Below are 19,687 nucleotides of genomic sequence, written 5' to 3'. Positions count from 1 at the left end.
GGGCCAGGACTCTGCCCTACAAGGCGGCGACGGCATGCCAACCCCAGGCTGGCAACGTGTCCCTTCCTTACAACACAACGAGTTCACGCCTTTGAAGGCGTCGTATAGTATCAGCCGATTTTTCTAATTAGGAATATCTGGGATCCCCCACTCGTTGGCATTATTCTTAAGGCGCAACCCCAATAAATTCGCGGTCTTGCATAGGGGCGTCCGCGCGTGCCAACCTGCTTCTCAAGTAAATTAAAACATGAAAAAGAAAGACATTGAATTTCTCGATGTCGTGGCTTTGCGCGGCCCGAACATTTGGACGTACCGTCCGGTACTTGAGGCGTGGGTGGATATCGGCGAACTGGAGGACTATCCCTCCAACACGATCCCCGGCTTCTACGAGCGCCTGACCGCCTGGCTGCCGACCCTGATCGAGCATCGCTGCAGCCCGGGCGTGCGGGGCGGCTTCCTGTCCCGCGTCAAGGAAGGCACCTGGCCCGGCCACATCCTCGAGCATGTCACCCTTGAGCTGCAAAACCTGGCCGGCCTGCGCGGCGGCTTCGGCAAGGCCCGTGAAACCTCCACCCGCGGCGTCTATAAAGTCGTCGTGCGCGCCTGGCAGGAACAGGTCACCCGCACCGCCCTGAACGAAGGCCGCGACCTGGTCATGGCCGCCATCGAGGACCGCCCCTTCGACGTCGACGCCGCCGTGGCGCGCCTGCGCCGGCTGGTCGACAAGCATTGCCTGGGTCCCAGCACCGCCTGCATCGTGGATGCCGCCGACGACCGCGACATCCCCTACATCCGCCTGTTCGAAGGCAACCTGGTGCAGTTCGGCTACGGCTCGCGCCAGCGCCGCATCTGGACGGCCGAGACCGACCGCACCAGCGCCATCGCCGAAGGCATTTCGCGCGACAAGGACCTGACCAAGGAACTGCTCTCGACCTGCGGCGTGCCCGTGCCCGAGGGCCGCCTGGTCGACAGCGAGGACGACGCCTGGTCGGCCGCCGAGGACATCGGCCTGCCGGTGGTGGTCAAGCCGTATGACGGCAACCACGGCCGCGGCGTGTTCACCAACCTGACCACGCGCGAAGAAGTCATTTCCGCCTACCGCGTCGCCGTCGACGAAGGCAGCGGCGTCATCGTCGAACGCTTCGTGCTGGGCAACGAGCACCGCTTGCTGGTGGTGGGCGACCGCATGGTGGCCGCGGCCGCCGGCGAGCCGGCCTGGGTCACGGGCGACGGCAAGTCCACCCTCACCGAACTGATCGACAACCAGATCAACACCGACCCGCGCCGCGGCCGCACCGAAAACCATCCGCTCAATCCGGTGCGCCTGGATTCGGCCGCGCGCCTGGAGATCGCCCGCCAGGGCCTGACGGAAGACAGCGTGCCGGCCGAGGGCCAGCGCGTGCTGGTGCAGCGCAGCGGCAACGTCGCCTTCGACGTCACCGACCGCGTGCACCCGAGCGTCGCCGCCACCGTCACCCTGGCCGCCCGCGTGGTCGGCCTGGACATCGCCGGCGTCGACCTGGTGGCCGAGGACATCTCGCGCCCGCTCGATGAGCAGCGCGGCGCCATCGTCGAAGTCAACGCCGGCCCCGGCCTGCTGATGCACCTGAAGCCGGCCGACGGCACCCCGCGTCCGGTCGGCCACGCCATCGTCGATCATCTGTTCCCCGAAGGCGACGCCGGCCGCATTCCCATCGTCGGCGTCACCGGCACCAACGGCAAGACCGTGGTCGCGCGCCTGGTCGCGCGCCTCTTGCACCTGTCGGGCAAGCGCACCGGCCTGGCCTGCAGCGAGGGCCTGTACCTCGACCGCCGCCTGGTGCAGAAGGGCGACCGCGCCGATTTCGCGTCCGGCACCCGCGTGCTGATGAACCGCAACGTCGATGCCGCCGTCATCGAGAACGACAGCGGCGTGATCCTGGGCCAGGGCCTGGCCTACGACCGCTGCCAGGTCGGCGTGGTCACCAACATCGACGACGCTGACCATCTCGGCGACTTCGACATCAACGAGACGGAGCGCATGTTCAATGTGTTCCGCACCCAGGTCGACGTCGTTCTGCCGACCGGCGCCGCCGTGCTCAACGCGCGCGATCCGCGCGTGGTGGAAATGGCCGAGCTGTCCGACGGCGCCGTGATCTTCTTCGGCATCGACCCCGCCCTGCCCGCCATCACCGCCCACCTGCAACAGGACGGCCGCGCGGTCTTCGTGCGCGACGGCGCCATCGTGCTGGCGCAGGGCGCGCGCGAGGAACGCCTGGCCGACGTCGCCGCGATTCCGCTCACGCACGGCGGCCGCGTCGCCTTCCAGGTCGAGAACGTGCTGGCCGCGGTCGGCGCCGCCTGGGCGCTCGACATCCCGGTCGAACTGATCCGCGCCGGCATCGAGACCTTCGACATCGACCAGGCCGATGCGCCCTGGCAGTTCACGCTGTTCGAACGCAACGGCAGCACCGTGGTGGTGGACGACGTCCACAACGCCTCCGCGCTGCGTCCGCTGATCACCGCCATCGACCAGTTCCCGTCGACCACCCGCGCCGCCGTGTATTCGGCCGGCGCCGACCGCCGCGACGCCGACCTGATCGAACAGGGCAAGCTGCTGGGCGACGCTTTCGACCGCGTGGTGCTGTACGACGACACCACCGTCACCAGCAAGCGCCCCGCCGGCCAGGCGCGCGCGCTGCTGCGCCAGGGCCTGGAGCAAGGCAGCCGCGTCAAGCAGATCCTGGACGAACCGGACCATGGCAAGGCCATCGAGAGCCAGCTCGCCGGCATCGCGGCGGGCGACTTCGTCCTGCTGCAATCCGACGAGGCCTTCTCCGGCCCCACCATCGATCTCGTCCGCCGCTGGATCCAGCAACACTGACATCATCGCGCGCGCCGCGGCGACCCGCCGCGGCGCGCGCAAGCTAGACAGGAATACCTGCCATGGAAGTTTCCCGTATCCGAGCGCTGCGCGGCCCCAACCTGTGGAGCAAGAACACGGCGATCGAGGCCATCGTGTCGTGCGCCGACGCCGAATGCTCGATCGACAACCTGCCCGACTTCGAAGCCCGCCTGCGCGCGCGCCTGCCGCAGACCGGCCTGCTGCGCCCCGAAGGCCACCAGGGCGCGGTCTCGATCGCGCACGTGCTGCAGATCGTCTCGCTGACGCTGCAGGCCTACGCCGGCTGCCCCGTCACGTTCGGCCGCGCCTCCCCCACCACCGAACCCGGCGTGTTCCAGGTCGTGGTGGAATACAGCGAGGAAGAAGTCGGCCGTCTCGCCATGGACCTGGCGCAGCAGCTGGTGCAGGCCGCGCTGGACGACACCCCGTTCGATCTGGCCGACGCCCTCAAGCGCCTGCGTGAACTGGACGAGGACGTGCGCCTCGGCCCCAGCACCGGCTCCATCGTCAACGCCGCCACCGTCCGCAACATTCCCTACCGTCGCCTGACGCAAGGCAGCATGGTGCAGTTCGGCTGGGGCAGCAAGCAACGCCGCATCCAGGCCGCCGAAACCGACCTGACCAGCGCCATCTCCGAATCGATCGCGCAGGACAAGGACCTGACCAAGATGCTGCTGGACGCCGCCGGCGTGCCGGTGCCGCTGGGCCGCTCGGTCACTACCGCCGAAGACGCCTGGGCCGCGGCCCAGGAGCTGGGCGGCCCGGTCGTGGTCAAGCCGCGCGACGGCAGCCAGGGCCGCGGCGTCGCGGTCAACATCGAAACGCGCGAACGTGTGATCCAGGCCTTCGAAGTGGCCGAGGAGATCAGCTCCGAGGTCATCGTCGAACGCTACATTCCGGGCCACGACTTCCGCCTGCTGGTGGTGGGCGGCACGCTGGTCGCCGCCTCGCGCCGCGATCCGCCGCAGGTTACCGGCGACGGCGTGCAGACCATCCGCCAGCTGGTCGACCAGGTCAACGCCGACCCGCTGCGCGGCGACGGCCACGCCACCTCGCTGACCAAGATCCGCTTCGACGACATCGCCCTGGCCACGCTGAAAAAGCAGGGCTTCGACGCCGATTCCGTGCCGCCTCCCGGCACCCTGATCTTCCTGCGCAACAACGCCAACCTCAGCACCGGCGGCTCGGCCACCGACGTGACCGATGAAGTGCACCCCGAGATGGCGGCGCGCGCGGTGTCCGCGGCCCGCATGATCGGCCTGGACATCTGCGGCGTCGACGTGGTGGCCGAAAGCGTGCACTACCCGCTCGAGGAGCAGAACGGCGGCGTGGTCGAAGTGAACGCCGCGCCCGGCCTGCGCATGCACCTGAATCCCTCGTTCGGCAAGGGCCGCGCCGTGGGCGAGGCCATCATCGCCAACATGTACGCCGACGGCGACGACGGCCGCATTCCGGTGGTGGCAGTGGCCGGCACCAACGGCAAGACCACCACGGTGCGCCTGACCGCCCACATCCTGGGCGTGGCCGGCAACCGCGTCGGCATGACCAACTCGGACGGCGTCTACGTCGACAACCTGCGCATCGACACCGGCGACTGCAGCGGCCCGCGCAGCGCCCGCAGCGTGCTGATGCACCCGGACGTGGACGCCGCCGTGTTCGAGACCGCGCGCGGCGGCATCCTGCGCGAGGGCCTGGCCTTCGACCGCTGCAACGTCGCCATCGTCACCAACATCGGCATGGGCGATCACCTCGGGCTGGGCTACATCAGCACCGTCGAGGACCTGGCCGTGGTCAAGCGCGTGATCGTGCAGCACGTGCATCCGAGCGGCACCGCCGTGCTCAACGCCGCCGATCCCATCGTGGCGGAGATGGCTTCCAGCTGCCCCGGCTCGATCACCTACTTCGCCGAGGACCGCAACCACCCGGTCATGGCGACGCACCGCGCCCAGGGCCTGCGCGTGGTCTACCGCGATGGCGACGCCATCGTCGCGGCCCAGGGCAGCGAGGAAACCCGCTTCCCGCTGGCCGAGATCCCGCTCACGCGCAACGGCACCATCGTGTTCCAGGTCGAGAACGCCATGGCCTCCATCGCCGCGGCCTGGGCGTTGAACCTGCACTGGAGCATCGTGCGCCGCGGCCTGTCGACCTTCGTCAACGACGCCCAGACCGCGCCCGGCCGCTTCAACGTGTTCGACTATCGCGGCGCCACCGTGATCGCCGACTACGGTCACAATCCCGATGCGATCCTGGCGCTGGTGCGCGCGGTCGACGCCATGCCCGCCAAGCGCCGCTCGGTGGTCATCAGCGGCGCCGGCGACCGCCGCGACGAAGACATCCGCATGCAGACCGAGATCCTCGGCGGCGCCTTCGACGACGTGCTGCTGTACCAGGACCAATGCCAGCGCGGCCGCGAAGATGGCGAAGTGCTGGCGCTGCTGCAGCAAGGCCTGGTCAACGCCAGCCGCACCCGCCACATCGAGGAGATCCACGGCGAGTTCCTGGCGATCGACACGGCGCTGGCGCGCCTGCAGGCGGGCGACCTGTGCCTGATCCTGGTGGACCAAGTTGAAGAGGCGCTGGAACACATCGCCCAACGCATCCGCGAAAGCTGATCCCGATCAGGGAATCGCATGCGAACGGGGCGCGAAAGCGCCCCGTTTCTTTTGTAGGGCGGCAACTGTCAGCACGCCACGGCGGGCCGCCGCCCCCCGTCCGGACCAGACGCGGGATCGTATCGCCAGCCCCTAGCCGTGCGACGCCGCGGCGGGCGCCGCGGCCTGATAGCGATCCGTCACATGGGTGCATCCCAGCGCCGCCATCGCGGCCAGCGCCAGCAGGATCGTGCCGAGGAATCGTTGCGTCATGCGTGCCCTCTCCGTTGTGTGATGCCGCCAGACCCCGGGCCATCGACCCGGGTACGGAACCTGTCCCGACTATACCGGCGCGACGGCCCCGCAGCCAGCGCCGGATGCCTGACGCATCGGCGCCGCGCCTCGCTGCGTTTTGCACGGGAATCCCGTGTAGGTCCCGTTACCAGCCCCGCTCAAAAGGGCTCAATTCGTTGCTCAGATGTAACTCCCGCTCTTGGTACGCCTGCGCTACCCCTCGTCGAAGGAAACGCGATTTGCCCCGTCCCCGGCAGTTACATTTACCCACAGCGTTCTTTGACAGGGCTCGCGGCGGACCTGTACCTTGAACTCAAGCTGATCAGTGCCCAACTCAACCGCGAATGCAGAGCTTATCGGCCATAAGCCGCTGCGTTTGCCACTACGAAGAGAGGTCACCATGAATAACGACATCATCGCTGGCAAGTGGAAGCAACTGTCCGGCAAGGCCAAAGCGGCCTGGGGTGAACTCACCGACGACGAGTTGACCCGTACGGAAGGCAATGCCGAACGCCTCGCTGGCCTGATCCAGGAGCGCTACGGCAAGACCAAGGAACAGGCCCAGAAGGAAGTCCGGGATTTCTTTGACCGCAATCCCTGATTCCAACGCCACCAGGAGAAGCTGACATGTTGCACTACGCCGTCGTATTTTTCGTCATTGCGATCATTGCGGCTGTCCTGGGCTTCGGCGGCATTGCCGCCGGCGCCGCGGGCATCGCCAAGATCCTGTTCTTCGTCTTCCTGGTACTGGCGCTGCTGTCCATTCTGGGCGGCGCATTCCGCAAGAAATAGAAGAACATCGCACCCCAAGAATCTTCGCTTAGCCGTTGCATCCTGAACGCGCTGAACCCCATATACAAGGAGCACAACTATGGAAATCCGCAAGCTGATCGCCGCCGCCGCACTGGGTACGGGCGCCGTCTTCACTTCCATGGCCTTTGCCGCCGATGACGGCAAGCCCAAGCAATCCGTGGGCGAATACGCGTCCGACGCGACCGTGACCACCAAGGTCAAGGCCGCCTTCGTGGCCGACAAGCAGCTGAGCGTGCTCGACATCGCTGTCGAAACCAACGAAGGCGTGGCCAAGCTGACCGGTACGGTCGGCACCGCCGCCGAAGCCGATCACGCCGCCACCGTTGCCCGCGGTGTCGAGGGCGTGAAGCAGGTCATGAACAACATCAAGGTCGACCCGGCCAAGAACAAGAAGTAAACCGCCGGCCCTTGATGGGCATGCAATGAAAAACGGCGCCTGTGCTCACACACAGGCGCCGTTTTCTTGTCTTCAGGGATCCATGCCGGCCACTGGCGCTGCACATGGCCGGGGCGCGCAGTCAGCGCTCAGATATTCACCGTGCCGCGGCCGATCTCAAGCGCCCGCCCGCCCACCTGGATGCGGCCATCGGCATGGACGTCCAGCAACAAACGGCACGGCCGGCCCATCTGGTCGCCCTGCTCCACCAGGATGCTGACGGGCAATGCGCGGCCTTGATGGCGCAACCAACCGCCCAGGTTCGCGCAAGCTGAACCGGTGCCCGCATCTTCCTCGACCCCGCCCCCCGCCTTCGAGAAAAAGTAGCGCGCCACCACCACGTCGCGCTCGTCCTGGCGCCGCCCTTCATCGAAGGCAAACAGATAGCAGGTCTTGCGGCCCAGGCTGCTGGCCTGCCAGCGGTCCAGCTTGGACGCATCCGGCCGTGCGCGCCGCACCGCTTCGACGTTCTTGACGGGAATCAGCAATTGGTCGGCGCCGGTATCGACCCAGATCGGCTCGCCCAACAGATCCTCGGCCTGCAGACCCACCAGGTCGGCGATGTCGGCGGCAGGCAGTTCGGGCCGCGCCGTGCGCACGCCGTCAGGACACGGCGCGGTGAAAGTCCAGGCATCGCCACGGGCCGTCACCGGCACCACGCCAGCCTTGAACTCCAGTGTCAGCGCGTCGCCGGACTTGAGCAGATCGCGCACCACTTGCGAGGTGCCGATGGTGGGATGTCCGGCGAACTTCATCTCGTAGCCGGGCGTGAAGATGCGCACGCGTGCATCGGCCGTCTCGGAAGGCAGGATGAAGGTGGTTTCGGAAAGATTGAACTGCGCCGCCAGGTTGAGCATGGTGGCGTCGTCCATGCCACGCGCGTCCTCGAACACGCAGAGCTGGTTGCCGCTGAAGGTGCTGGAAGCGAAGACGTTGAGAAGGCGATACGCGTAGGTGGCCATGGTCCGATGCAGGAGGGAGCCGCCGGCGGCGGCAAAGCCCCTCACTGTATCGCACCGGCTTACCAGATGGCGAAGAACAGCACCCAGGCCCAGCAGAACGGCGCCAGGCCGGCGGCCAGCACCAGCCACGCCGCGCTCTTGCGCGCCAGGCTTACCGGGCGCTGGTTGAGCAACCGCGCGAACAGGCGCAGGGTCCACAGCACGGCCAGCGTCAGCAGCGTGAAGCGCACCGGCGCTGCCCAGGCCGCGCGCACGCCTTCGTGCTTGAGCAGGTTGATGGTGGTGGCCGACAATCCCAGGAACACGCCGATGCCGGCCGACGGGATCAGGCCCTGCGCCAGCTTGTGCAATCCCGGGCGGAACCAGCCGCCCGCGGGTTGCCCGTCCACCGGCGCCGCCGGCGCCAGCCGGTCGGCGATCCACAGCGACAGGAAGCTGGCGCCGCCGATGCAGATCGTGGCGCCCACCACGAACATCATGATGCCGGCGCCATCGAGCCAGGAAAAGCTGTCGTTCACTTCCGGATAGTGCGTCAGGATGAACCACGGCGCGTTGTCCATCAGCGGCCACATGATGTCGTGCTCGACCAGCCAGGTCGCGGCCCACTGCTTGGCCGTCACATACCAGGGGCTGGCGCTCCAGAGGAACGCGCCCATGGCGATACCCATCAGGCCGAAGCACAGCAGCACGGTCTGCCAGGGTTCGCCATCGGTGACGCTGACGACTTCTTCCTCGGGCGAACGCGGCGTCAGTTCGATGGCGCCGCGATAACCGCTGCAGCGGCCGCACACGTGACAGTCGCCGGCACCCTTCATGTGACGCAAGGGCACCAGCGGCGCACAGTTGATGGGTTCGATCCGGATGACCGGATGGCGCCACTTTTCTTCGTTGACCTTGAAGTGCCACGGCGCCAGCTTGGCCAGCAGGTTGAAGACGCCGTTGACCGGACAGAGGTACTTGCACCAGACCCGCTTGCTGCGGCCATAGCGCCAACCGACGATCATCGCCGCCACGGTCGAACCGCCCAGCACCGCCAGCACCGCCAGCGGGTATTGGTAGACACTGACCAGCTGGCCGTAGATGGTGGTGAGCGCGAAGGCCACGAACGGCCAGCCGCCCCAGCGCATCCACTTCGGAATGGCATGCCCCTGGCCGCGTTCGCTGGCCCATTCGGTGAGCATGCCCTCCGGACAGAACCAGCCGCACCAGGCCCGCCCCAGGATCGGCATGGAGATCAGCACGAACGGCCACCACACGCCCCAGAAGGCGAACTGGGCCACGATGGTCAGGTTGTTGAAAACCGATGCCGAATTGTCCGGCAACGGCATGATGGCCGGCACGATCAGGAGGAAAGCGTATATCGCAACAATGCCCCACTGCAGCTTGCGCAACAGAGGGGCATGGTCTCGGAGAAAGTCGGCGATACGGGAGGTTGCCCTCCCGAGTGCAGCTGCCATGGTCAAACCTTCATTAATTCAGTCCGATGAATGGGTCGGAATCGGCGGTCAGGAAGCGGCGCGGGTGGCCGCGACCGGCGCGGGCTTGCCGCCCACCCAGCGCAGCAACGCCCAGACCACGATCCAGTACGCAACCCACAACAATACCGAGATCAGGGCAGGCAAGGCGCGATAGCCCGCGAAATCAGCCAGAATCTTGCCAACGCCGGTGCTGTCGCTCAACAGCCACGAGCTGTCCCAGACCGGGTCGATGATGGTCGGCAGCACGTCCAGCGAAATCAGGTGATCCAGGCCGCCCACCAGCAACGAACCGGCCAGCAGCAGCAACAGGATTTCGGTCACGCGGAAAAAGCGGCGCCAGGTGATGAGCTTGCCGCCCAGCTGCAGCAGCCAGAAGGTCAGCAGCGCCACCAGGAAACCGGCCACGCCGGCCAGCGCCAGCATCAGCATGTCGCTGCCGCCCTCGCCCGCCGCGACGGTGCCGTACAGGAACACCACGGTTTCGCTGCCTTCGCGGGCCACCGCGATCGCCACCAGGACGAACAGGCCCCACCAGTTATCGTTGGCCACCGAGGAACGGGCGCCGCTTTCGAGCTCGCCCTTGAGGGTGCGGCCGTGCTTCTTCATCCACACGACCATCTGCACCACCAGCACGCACGCCGCCAGCGACATGATCGCCTGGAACCATTCCTGGCCTTCGTCGCTGAGCCACGACGACACGCCCAGCAGCACCAGCGCCAGCGCGATTGCCAACGCCAGGCCCGCGCCCACGCCACCCCACAGATACTTCAGTCCGCGCTTGCCTTCCGGCGTCGCGCGCAGCCAGGTGTACAGAATGCCCACCACCAGCATGGCTTCGACGCTTTCGCGCCAGACGATGAAAAGAACCTGTTCCATGTAATGCGGCCGCCTATTCCTTGGGCTTGACGATCAGGGTGCCTTTGACCGCCTGGTGAAAATCATCGAAGAACGGATACTCGCCGGGGCGCGAGATGGTGATGACCACGAACGACTTGACGCCGGGGCCGAGCACCTTTTCCTTGCGCAGCGGAATGCTTTCGAATTCGACCGGCTCGTTGCTTTCGTTGATCAGTTCGATCTTGAAGCGGCCGGCCGGGACTTCCAGCGTGGCCGGTTCAAAGGTGCCGTTGGGCTTGAACGTCAACGTGAAGGTAGGCAGTTCGTCCGCCTGCGCGGGCGCCATGCCGGCCAGGCCAGCCAGGCTGATCAGCAGCGCGGTGATGACGCGAGACAGGCGACGCACGATCAGTAACCGCCCTTCTTGCCGGTGCCGGCGTAGACGAAGTCATATTCGAGTTCGATCGGCTTGAACCAATCACCCACCCCGGTTTCCTTGTCGATGTGGCGGCCGAAGTGGTTCATCTTGTTGGCCGTCGGCGGCAGGATGGTGTACTTGAGCTTGTACTTGCCCGGGCCTTCGAGCTTGATGTTCTCGCCGTAGTGCGGGCCGTCGTTGGCCACCATGGGCATGAGCTCGCCCTTCTGCACGTTCTGGCTGCCGACCTTCTGGATTTCGTAGTTCACGACCAGGTAGGGCATCCATTCGCCTTCCGGGAAACCGGTGGGGTTGCCGGCGGTGGCGTGGATGTCGGCTTCCAGGTGGACGTCGGAATCCTTGGCGGGACGCATCATGCCCGGGGGGTCCATTTCGATCGGTTGCAGGTAGACCGCGCCGATTTCCATGCCGCCTTTTTCCACGGGCTTGCCGATGGGGTATTCGGCCGCTTGGGCGGCGGACACGCTCAAAGCGACAATGGCCAGCGCCAAGGCTTTCTTCATCATGTGGGTCATCCTCAAAGCTCGATTGAAACGACGGTGTTCAAAACATAAACAAGAACCGTTTGCATTAATGTAACGAAAAAATCTGACATATCCCTGAATCGGAATAGTCCGAAACAAGAGGATGCTTGCGTCCGGTCAAGCCAAAAGAAAGCCGGCGGAGCAAAATTGCGCCGCCGGCTGGCCGGTTTTCAGGTCCGCGGCCAGGCCGCGGTCCGGAGGATCCGCTACGGCTTGCGGCCGCCGCCCTGCGAACCGCCTGGCGTGAACGGGAAGTTCGAGAACATGGCACGGGTCTGGTCTTGCATCTGGTCCTGCATTTGCACGAACAGGTTTTTGCTCTGGTCGATGTAGTTGTTCATCATGTTCTGCAGCATCGGCGTCTGCACGTTCATGAACTGGGTCCAGGCCTCGGGGCCGAACTGGCTGCCGTACAGGCCCTTGGACTGCTCGGCCATGCGTTGCTGGATTTCCATGAAGGCCTGGATGTTCTTTTCCAGGTAGGAGCCCATGATGCCCTGCATCGCGTGGCCGTAGAAACGGATGATCTGCGACAGCATGTTCGAGGAGAACATGGGCATGCCGCCGCTTTCCTCTTCGAGGATGATCTGCAGCAGGATGCTGCGCGTGAGGTCCTCGGCGCTCTTGGCGTCGACGACCTGGAATTCTTCGTTGGCCAGGACCAGTTGCTTGACATCCGCCAAGGTGATGTAGGTGCTGGTCCGGGTGTCGTATAGGCGACGGTTGGGGTATTTTTTAATCAGGCGCAGGCTGGCGCCGGTTTGTGCTTGCGTCATGGTTGTCCCCGGATCGGGCGATCTCTAAGACTTCGAATAGGGTGAAGTGTAATGCCGCGGCGCCTTCTCCCCGAAGCGCCGCGGCCTGGAAAGGCCGCCCCGCGGGCGAACCGCGATGGGTCAGCCCATGTGCAGGCCGCCGTTGAGCGAGAAGTCCGCGCCGGTGGAAAAGCCGGACTCGTCGGAAGCCAACCATGCCGTCATCGACGCGATTTCCTCGGGCGTGCCGAGGCGGCGCACCGGGATGGTGGCGACGATCTTCTCGAGCACGTCGGGCCGGATGGCGCGCACCATGTCGGTCCCGATGTAGCCGGGCGAGATGGTGTTGACGGTGACGCCCTTGCTCGCGACTTCCTGGGCCAGCGCCATGGTGAAACCATGGATGCCGGCCTTGGCCGTGGAGTAGTTGGTCTGGCCGAACTGGCCCTTCTGGCCGTTCACCGAGCTGATGTTGATGATGCGCCCCCACTGGCGCTCGACCATGCCGTCGATGACCTGCTTGGTCACGTTGAAGAGGCTGTTCAGGTTGGTGTCGATGACCGCGCGCCAATCGTCGGCGGTCATCTTCCGGAACAGGCCGTCGCGGGTGATGCCCGCGTTGTTGACCAGCACATCGACCTGGCCGAGTTCCGCCGTGATCCGCTCGAAAGCGGCGACGGTGGAATCCCAGTCGGACACATTGCCGACGGAAGCATGGAAGGTATATCCCTGCGCCGCCTGCTCATCCAGCCATTGCTGGTAATTGCGGCTCGGGCCGCAGCCTGCCACGACGCGAAAGCCCTCTTTGGCCAAGCGTTGGCAAATAGAGGTGCCGATCCCGCCCATCCCGCCTGTAACGTAAGCCAGTTTTCCGCTCATTGGACTTCCTCCTGTGTGCGACGGACGCCTCGTTGATTGACTTCTACTTCTTATTGGCCTGGGGCCCACCGCAAGCGCGGCTTCAGGCGGCCCTGACCTTCACATACCTGCCAGGCGCCGGCTCGATCGGCCGGTATCTGGCGTTACCTGATTTTGCACGAGCCTTGACCTGCTTGCCGGAATGCCCGGCCAGCCAGCTGGCCCAGTCGGGCCACCAGCTGCCCGGCTTTTCCTGCGCCTGCGCCAGCCAGGCGTTGGGATCGCCCGGCAGCGGCCGGCCCTCGGCGCCGGCGCCTTCGGCCACCCAGTAGCTGCGGCGCTTCTTGGCCGGCGGATTGACCACCCCCGCGATATGGCCCGACGCGCCCAGCACGAAACGCTGCGGACCGCGCAACACCTGGGTCGAGGCGTAGGCCGAGACCCACGGCACGATGTGATCTTCGCGCGAACCGAAAATATACGCCGGCATCGACAGGCGCGTCAGGTCCAGCGGCAGGCCGGCGGCCTGGGCGCGACCCGGCACCTTGAGATTGTTCTCGAGATACGTGTTGCGGAAGTACCAGGAAAAGAACGGACCCGGCAGGTTGGTGCTGTCGCCGTTCCAGAACAGCAGGTCGAAGGCCGGCGGCTTCTGGCCCTTGAGGTAGTTGCCGACGACGTAGTTCCAGACCAGCTCGTTGGGCCGCAGGAACGAGAATGTAGTGGCCAGGTCGCGCCCCGGCATCAGCCCGCCGGCGCCCAGTTGATGGTCGCGCAGCAAGGCGTGGGCCTCGTCGACGAAGACGCTCAGGATGCCGGTGTCGTGGAAATCGAGCAGCGAGGTCAGCAGCGTCAGCGCCGCGACCGGATGTTCGCCGCGCGCCTCGGCCAGCGCCAGCGCCGAGGCCAGCATGGTGCCGCCGACGCAGAAACCGAGGGCATTGACCTGCGGCTGGCGCGTGATGTCGCTGGCCACGCGCAGCGCCTGCAGCACCGCGTCATCGAGATAGTCGGACCAGGTGGCGCGGTCGACACCGTCGGTGTCGCTGGCCAGCGGATTGCGCCAGGAGATCAGGAAAACGGTGAAGCCCTGCTCGACCGCGTGGCGCACGAACGAGTTGTCGGGCTGGAGATCGAGGATATAGAACTTGTTGATGTTCGGCGGCACGATCACCAGCGGCACCTCGTGCACCGTGGCCGTGGTCGGCGCGTACTGGATCAGCTGGAACAGCGGATTCTCGAACACCACCTCGCCGGGCGTCACCGCGACGTTGCGGCCGATCTCGAACTGGGCCTCGTCGGTCTGGGTGATGCGGCCTTTCTTGACGTCGCCCAGCAGATTGGCCAGGCCCTCGTTCAGGGCGCGGCCGGCGCTTTCGACGATGGATTGCTGGGCATCGGGATTGAGGGCCAGGAAGTTCGACGGCGACAACGCGTCGACCCACTGCATGATCGAGAACCGCAGCCGGTCGCGCATCGGTTCGCTGACCTGGGCGGCGTCGACCATGCGCGACATGGCGCGGGCCGACAGCAGGTAGGTATGGGCCATCAGCAGATGCTGGCCATTGGCGGCCCAGGCCTCGCCGGCGAAGCGCCGGTCGGCCAGCGGAGTCAGCGCGCCGCGACGGGCGTCGTCGCACAGCCGCTGCCATTCGCGCGAGAATTCAGCCTGGATATCGGCCAGGACGTCCGGAGCCACGCTCACCGGAAGGGGCCCTGAGGCGGAGAGATTGGCATTCACTTCGACACCTTGTTATCGAGACTTCCCGATTGATGTTGCATGTCGGGTTCAGCGCTGTCAATGCGGGTATTCAATGAGGCCAGCAAGGCTAGCCGCCCGCGCGTGCGGCCGCTTTGCGCTGGATCAGTCCGGATCGAGCCAGGCCAGCAAAGCCATCCTGCCGGTCTCGCTGTCGCGGCGGTAGGAAAAGAAGCGCCCGGCGTCCGCCACGGTGCACAGGCCGCTCAGGGTGACGTCCTGCACGCCGGCCCGGCGCAGGCGGAATTCGGCCAGGCCGGCCAGGTCGGCCAGCCATTTGCCCGGCACGCCGGGACGCGGCCGGAAATAGCGCTCGGCGGCGGGATCGTCCGCCATGAAGGCGTCCAGCACGTCGCGGCCGACCTCGAAGGCGTCCGGCCCGATGCCGGGGCCGACCCAGGCGCGCCAGGCGGTTGCGCCCGGCGCCTTGGCGCGCATGGCGGCCAGGGTGTTTTCCAGCACGCCGCCGGACAGGCCGCGCCAGCCGGCATGGGCCGCGCCCAGGACGCGGCCATCGGCATCGGCGATGACCACCGGCAGGCAGTCCGCCACCATCACGGCCAGCACGCGGCCCGGCTGGGCGGTGACGCTGGCGTCCAGCGCCGGCTCGTCGGGCAGGTCGGCGGCGTCGGCGTCGATCACATCGCTGCCGTGCACCTGGCGCAGCCACAACGGCTCGGCCGGCAGCGCCGCGCGCAGGCGGCGGCGGTTCTCGGCCACGGTGTCGGGATCGTCGCCAGCGCGGCGGCCCAGGTTGAGGGTGTCATGCGGCGCCACGCCCACGCCGCCGGCGCGGGTGGTGCAGAAATAGTTGACGCCGGCCCAGGCGGGGCCGGTCACCACGGGCAAGCCTTCCATCACGCGTTCCATGCGATCGCTTCCTGAACCAGGGTCATGTCGGCCGGCATCGGGGCGGCGAACTGGACCTCGCCGCGCCCGCCCGGATCGTCGAAATGCAGGGCGCGGGCGTGCAGCATCTGCCGCTGCGCGCCCGCGATGTTCTTGCCGCCGTAGATCGTGTCGGCCAGCAGCGGATGGCCGAGGCTGGCCAGATGCACCCGGATCTGGTGGGTGCGGCCGGTTTCCAGGCGGCAGACAACCTCGGTGACGCGGCCGCCGGGATCGACCTGGCCGCGGCGCGCGGGGGCGTAGTGGGTGATGGCGGGTTTGGGCGCCACCGGCCGCTCGACGCTCATGCGCACCGGCACGCGCGGATCGCGGCCGATCGGGCGGTCGACCTTGCCGGCGGCGGCCAGCCAGCCATGCGCCAGGGCGACGTATTCACGCCCCATGCTGCGCGCCTGCAACTGGCGCACCAGGTGGGTCTGCGCGATTTCATTGCGCGCCACCACCATCAGTCCGGAGGTGTCCTTGTCCAGCCGGTGAACGATGCCGGCGCGGGCCACCTGCGCCAGTTCGGGGTAGCGGTGCAGCAGGCCGTTGAGCAGCGTGCCGCTCCAGTTGCCGGCGCCGGGATGCACCACCAGGCCGGCGGGCTTGTTCACCACGATCCAGTCGGCGCTTTCGTCGACCACGGGGAAATCGATCGGTTCGGGGGCGAAAGCCAGGGTTTCGGGCGCCGGTTGGGCCCAGACCGTGAGTTCGTCGCCCGGCCCCACCGTCTGGCGGATCTTGCCGGGCGCGCCGTTGACGTGGACGTTGCCGGCCTCGATCCAACCTTGCAGCCGGCTGCGGGAATGATCCGTCAACAGACCGGCCAGCACCTTGTCCAGCCGGTCGGCGCGAGTGCCCGCGGGCACCGTTACAAATTGCGGTTCGCCGCGCGGGTTTTCGCCGGGAAGGCTCAGGAGTTCATCGTCGGAAACGAGATCTGCGCTGATGGCTGTATCAGACATGGAGACAAATCATATAATCAGCCTGCCATGCTAACACCAAGGATACGATTCTCGTGATTCACCACTCCGCAGCTCCCTTGAACCCCGCCTCCCGAAGCGGGTCGGTTTTGCGCGTGGTTATCGCGCTATTTGCCGTCATCGCGATCGCCGGTTGCGGTTCGACCAACAGCAAGTACGACAAGACCACCAACTGGAGCGCCGAACAGCTCTACGCCGACGCCAAGGCCGAAATCTCCTCGGGTGGCTGGAAAGAAGCGCGCGAGCGCCTGACCGCCATCGAGAGCCGCTATCCCTTCGGCGTCTACGCCCAGCAGGCCCTGCTGGAACTGGCCTACGTCAACTGGAAGGACGGCGAAAACGAACAGGCGCTGGCCGCGATCGACCGATTCCAGCAGCTCTACCCCAACCATCCCGGCACCGACTACGCGCTGTACCTGAAGGGCCTGATCAATTTCACGCCGGCCAGCGCGTTCATGAGCAACATCACCGGCCAGGATCCGGCCGAGCGCGACCCCAAGGGCCTGCGCGCGTCCTATGACGCGTTCAACGACCTGATCAAGCGCTACCCGGACAGCAAGTACACCCCGGATGCCATCAAGCGCGTCGCCTGGCTGGTCAACACCATCGCCATGAACGAAGTGCACGTGGCCCGCTACTACTACGAGCGCGGCGCCTACATCGCCGCCGCCAACCGCGCGCAGACCGTCATCACCGACTTCGAGGGCGCCCCCGCCACCGAAGAGGCGCTCTACCTGATGGTGCAGTCCTACGACAAGCTCGGCATGACCGAGCTGAAGAACGACTCGCAACGCGTGTTCGACAAGAACTTCCCCAACAGCTCGTTCAAGGACAAGGGCCTGAAGGCCGACAAGAGCTGGTGGAATCCGTTCAACTGAACACCGCCCGCATGGGAAAAGCCCCTCGATCTCTCGAGGGGCTTTTTTTTGCTCTGTCGTCCTGGCGTCCTATTTTTGAGGACGTGCTGCCCGCCGCCCTATTCCTGCTTGCGGCGGTAGAAGGCCAGCACCTCTTCCAGTTCGCGCGTCCGCGCGAACGGCGGCAGGCCACGCCAGAGGCGCTTGCCGTAGGGCTTCTCGACCAGGCGGGCATCGCCCACCATCAGCACGCCCCAGTCCGATTCCGTGCGGATCAGGCGGCCGGCGCCCTGCTTGAGCGAGATCGCGGCCTCGGGCAGCTGGTATTCCGAGAACGGATTGCCGCCGTGGGCGCGACAGGCCCGCAGCCGCGCCTCGATCACCGGATCGTCCGGCGGCGCGAACGGCAGCTTGTCGATCGCCACCAGCGTCAGCACGTCGCCGGGCAGGTCGATGCCCTCCCAGAAACTGGCGCTGCCCACCAGCACCGGGTGCGTCAGCTTGCAGAAGCGGTCCAGCAGGTCGCGGCGCGTGCCCTCGCCCTGCTTGAGCAGCGGCCAGTCGTGGCCGGCGTCGTCGAAAGCGTCGGCCAGCAGGTTGGCGACCTTGTCCACGGCGCGCAGCGTGGTGCACAACACCAGCGTGCCGCCCGGGCTGGCTTCCAGCAGCGGCAGCAGCGTCTGCACGAAGCGGTCCAGGAACTGCGGCGATTGCGGCTCGGGCATGCCGCGCGGCACGAACAGCAACGCCTGCTCAGGGTAGTCGAAGGGTGATTCCCACTTGCCGGTGCGGGCGCGATCCAGCCCCAGCTGGCCGGTGAAATGGGTGAACTCGCCGTTCACCGACAGCGTGGCCGAGGTCATGATCCAGGCCTGGCCCGGCTTGCGGTATTTGGAGAACGCCTGCGCCACGGACAGCGGCGCGGAATGCAGCCGTACGTGATGCTGGCCATGCTCGACCCAGCGCACCGCCGGGCCGGTCCATTCCACCGCCGCGGCTGCGCCTTCGAGAATCGCGGCGGGCGTGGACAGGCCATCGCCCAACGCCGATTGCGGCGCCGGCGCGGGCGCCTGGTCGTCGCGGCCCCAGCCTTCGTCGTCGAAGCCGGCGCCGTCGCGGCCCGGCGTGGCCCAGCGCTTGAGGCGCACGGCGATCTCGGCGCCGCTGCGGGCGGCGGCCACCAGGTCGGGATGGCGTTCGGCGACCGAGCCCAGCGCGTTGGTGGCGATGTCCACCGCCTCGCGCAACACCGCCAGCGCGGCATCGAACTCGTCGGCATTGGGAATGGCCTCGAACGTGGCCTTGCGCCCCGGCAGCCGCTCGAGCGGCGCACAGACCAGGCGCAATTCGCGCGTGGCCGTTTCCAGGTGGCGCGCGACGTCGCTCCATTTGGTGGCTTCGCGCGCATAGGCCAGGCCGGCGGCCTCGAGCGCGCGGCCGAAGTCCAGCAGTTGGTGGGTCGACACGCTGCTGCCGAGAAAGCGGGTGGCCGTGTCGGGCAACTGGTGCGCTTCGTCGAAGATAACGGTGTCGGCTTCGGGCAGCAGGTCGGTGACGCCCTCTTCGCGCAGCACCAGGTCGGCCATGAACAGGGCGTGGTTGACCACCACCACGTCGGCCTCCTGGGCCTGACGGCGGGCCTTCACCACGAAGCAGTCGCGGATGCGCGGGCACTCCTGGCCCAGGCAGTTCTCGCGGGTCGAGGTGACGCGCTGCCAGATATCGGCGTCTTCGGGCACTTGCGCCAGGTCGCCGCGGTCGCCGGTCTTGGAAATGCCTGCGAACACCTGGATCTGGCGCAACTGCTGGATTTCGGTGCGCGACTTCAGCGCGCGTTCGTCGCCCTGCAGCCGTTCCAGGTGGTAATGGCAGACATAGTTGCCGCGGCCCTTGAGCAGCGCGGCGGTGACCGGCGCGGCCAGCGCGGCGCGCACGCGCGGCAGGTCGCGGGTGAACAGTTGGTCCTGCAGGGTGCGCGTGCCAGTGGAAATCAGCACCTTGCCGCCCTGGATGAAGGCGGGTACAAGGTAGGCCCAGGTCTTGCCGATGCCGGTGCCGGCCTCGGCCACCAGCGTGGCGCGGTCCTGGATGGCCTCGCCTATGGCCTGCGCCAGTTCCACCTGGGACGGGCGCGGCTTGTAGCCGGGCATGGCCGACGCGAGCGGGCCGTCCTCGGCGAAGAATTCGGAGATGTCCAGGTCCAGCATTGAAACAGCCAGGCATCGCGGTCGACCGCGCGGATCGACGGTCGGGACGCCTGGCCCTGAATAGGGTGGGAAAGGACCAAATGATACCCGCTGGCGCCGCTCTTTTCCGCCGATCGCGT

General features: G+C 66.7%; 17 protein-coding genes. 6 read left to right on the top strand and 11 right to left on the bottom strand.

From position 1 onward, the window contains the following. Positions 1-247 precede the first annotated feature (247 nt). The 5 genes from cphA (AOZ53_RS03700) (at position 248) to AOZ53_RS03685 (ending at position 6,979) form a co-directional block, all read left to right on the top strand. Positions 248-2,863, top strand: a complete 2,616-nt coding sequence (gene cphA, locus AOZ53_RS03700; protein WP_054429504.1) for a cyanophycin synthetase — start codon at positions 248-250, stop codon at positions 2,861-2,863. 62 nt (positions 2,864-2,925) lie between these two features. Then, positions 2,926-5,496, top strand: a complete 2,571-nt coding sequence (gene cphA / locus AOZ53_RS03695) for a cyanophycin synthetase (protein WP_054478763.1) — start codon at positions 2,926-2,928, stop codon at positions 5,494-5,496. Between the two features lie 673 nt (positions 5,497-6,169). Further along, entirely contained in the window at positions 6,170-6,370 is a 201-nt protein-coding gene (locus tag AOZ53_RS03690) for a CsbD family protein (RefSeq protein WP_006393596.1), read from the top strand. A gap of 26 nt (positions 6,371-6,396) precedes the next feature. Next, complete coding sequence (locus AOZ53_RS33225) at positions 6,397-6,561, top strand: DUF1328 domain-containing protein (protein ID WP_006389411.1); 165 nt, start codon at positions 6,397-6,399, stop codon at positions 6,559-6,561. Positions 6,562-6,640: 79 nt separating this feature from the next. After that, complete coding sequence (locus AOZ53_RS03685; protein ID WP_054429506.1) at positions 6,641-6,979, top strand: BON domain-containing protein; 339 nt, start codon at positions 6,641-6,643, stop codon at positions 6,977-6,979. Positions 6,980-7,107: 128 nt separating this feature from the next. On the opposite strand, the gene AOZ53_RS03680 is transcribed toward AOZ53_RS03685, so the two are convergent. The 10 genes from AOZ53_RS03680 to AOZ53_RS03635 all read right to left on the bottom strand — a co-directional run bounded on the left by AOZ53_RS03680 (position 7,108) and on the right by AOZ53_RS03635 (position 16,486). Next, entirely contained in the window at positions 7,108-7,980 is an 873-nt protein-coding gene (locus AOZ53_RS03680; RefSeq protein WP_054486880.1) for a PhzF family phenazine biosynthesis protein, read from the bottom strand. Between the two features lie 59 nt (positions 7,981-8,039). Further along, positions 8,040-9,437: a 4Fe-4S binding protein gene (locus AOZ53_RS03675; RefSeq protein WP_054429696.1), complete on the bottom strand. Its 1,398-nt coding sequence runs from the start codon at positions 9,435-9,437 to the stop codon at positions 8,040-8,042. A gap of 48 nt (positions 9,438-9,485) precedes the next feature. Next, positions 9,486-10,334 (bottom strand): FTR1 family iron permease, encoded by an 849-nt coding sequence (locus tag AOZ53_RS03670; RefSeq protein ID WP_054429508.1) that lies wholly within the window; start codon positions 10,332-10,334, stop codon positions 9,486-9,488. Positions 10,335-10,347: 13 nt separating this feature from the next. Next, positions 10,348-10,701 (bottom strand): cupredoxin domain-containing protein, encoded by a 354-nt coding sequence (locus AOZ53_RS03665; protein ID WP_054429509.1) that lies wholly within the window; start codon positions 10,699-10,701, stop codon positions 10,348-10,350. Between the two features lie 2 nt (positions 10,702-10,703). Next, on the bottom strand, positions 10,704-11,240 hold the full coding sequence (locus tag AOZ53_RS03660) for an iron transporter (protein ID WP_006393588.1): 537 nt from the start codon (positions 11,238-11,240) through the stop codon (positions 10,704-10,706). Between the two features lie 224 nt (positions 11,241-11,464). After that, entirely contained in the window at positions 11,465-12,034 is a 570-nt protein-coding gene (gene phaR / locus AOZ53_RS03655; RefSeq protein ID WP_006393587.1) for a polyhydroxyalkanoate synthesis repressor PhaR, read from the bottom strand. A 120-nt stretch (positions 12,035-12,154) separates the two neighbouring features. Then, positions 12,155-12,892, bottom strand: a complete 738-nt coding sequence (locus AOZ53_RS03650; protein WP_006393586.1) for a 3-ketoacyl-ACP reductase — start codon at positions 12,890-12,892, stop codon at positions 12,155-12,157. An 82-nt stretch (positions 12,893-12,974) separates the two neighbouring features. Further along, positions 12,975-14,612 (bottom strand): class I poly(R)-hydroxyalkanoic acid synthase, encoded by a 1,638-nt coding sequence (gene phaC / locus AOZ53_RS03645; RefSeq protein WP_054429510.1) that lies wholly within the window; start codon positions 14,610-14,612, stop codon positions 12,975-12,977. Positions 14,613-14,735: 123 nt separating this feature from the next. Next, complete coding sequence (gene pgeF / locus AOZ53_RS03640; protein ID WP_054486878.1) at positions 14,736-15,500, bottom strand: peptidoglycan editing factor PgeF; 765 nt, start codon at positions 15,498-15,500, stop codon at positions 14,736-14,738. Beyond that, complete coding sequence (locus tag AOZ53_RS03635; RefSeq protein WP_054429512.1) at positions 15,488-16,486, bottom strand: RluA family pseudouridine synthase; 999 nt, start codon at positions 16,484-16,486, stop codon at positions 15,488-15,490. Before AOZ53_RS03635 ends, pgeF begins: the two co-directional genes overlap by 13 nt. A 107-nt stretch (positions 16,487-16,593) precedes the next feature. Between AOZ53_RS03635 and AOZ53_RS03630 the strand changes: the two genes are divergently transcribed. After that, positions 16,594-17,382 (top strand): outer membrane protein assembly factor BamD, encoded by a 789-nt coding sequence (locus tag AOZ53_RS03630; protein WP_006393582.1) that lies wholly within the window; start codon positions 16,594-16,596, stop codon positions 17,380-17,382. Between the two features lie 98 nt (positions 17,383-17,480). On the opposite strand, the gene AOZ53_RS03625 is transcribed toward AOZ53_RS03630, so the two are convergent. After that, positions 17,481-19,568: an ATP-dependent DNA helicase gene (locus tag AOZ53_RS03625; RefSeq protein WP_054429513.1), complete on the bottom strand. Its 2,088-nt coding sequence runs from the start codon at positions 19,566-19,568 to the stop codon at positions 17,481-17,483. Positions 19,569-19,687 lie beyond the last annotated feature (119 nt).

Origin of the sequence: Achromobacter sp. 2789STDY5608621, from assembly GCF_001299375.1 — a bacterium.
Classification (GTDB): domain Bacteria; phylum Pseudomonadota; class Gammaproteobacteria; order Burkholderiales; family Burkholderiaceae_B; genus Achromobacter; species Achromobacter insuavis.
This window is presented reverse-complemented; position numbering and strand designations above follow the sequence as displayed.